At 40.4% G+C, this 510-nt stretch carries 1 tRNA gene and 1 rRNA gene; both read right to left on the bottom strand.

The features are described 5' to 3' along the window. Positions 1-230 precede the first annotated feature (230 nt). Positions 231-307, bottom strand: a tRNA-Ile gene (locus tag H4J69_RS19655). Between the two features lie 108 nt (positions 308-415). After that, a 16S ribosomal RNA gene (locus H4J69_RS19660) occupies positions 416-510 on the bottom strand; the annotation flags it as partial.

Below are 510 nucleotides of genomic sequence, written 5' to 3' on the forward strand. Positions count from 1 at the left end.
TGTGCAAATCACAGCGCGACACCGTTCATTGCTTTATAAATATCTTATTTATATCAGCTTTCCAGATTGTTAAAGAACTCATTCTTAACGCGCATTCGGTTAAAAACGTGGTTTAAAAAACCAAATTAATATTCACTCACCAGATACTGAAACACGTTCAGCATGACGAAAGTAAACCTTAATTTGGTCTTTTCTTTAATGAAGAAGATTAATCAATTCAGTGTATGAATTGGTAGGTCTGGGCAGACTTGAACTGCCGACCTCACCCTTATCAGGGGTGCGCTCTAACCAGCTGAGCTACAGACCTATCTTATTAGCAAGCCCAAGGGCTTTCTTCTTCTAATTTGTTATCATGTAATTTGTGTAGACACTCGTGAAACTCAAGAGTTTCCATTAAACTGTTTTTACTTCAAGATAAGGAGGTGATCCAACCCCAGGTTCCCCTAGGGTTACCTTGTTACGACTTCACCCCAGTCATGAAACACAAAGTGGTGACCGTCCTCCCGAAGG

The sequence above is a fragment of the Colwellia sp. BRX10-9 genome (genome assembly GCF_014077405.1).
Classification (GTDB): Bacteria; Pseudomonadota; Gammaproteobacteria; order Enterobacterales; family Alteromonadaceae; genus Colwellia_A.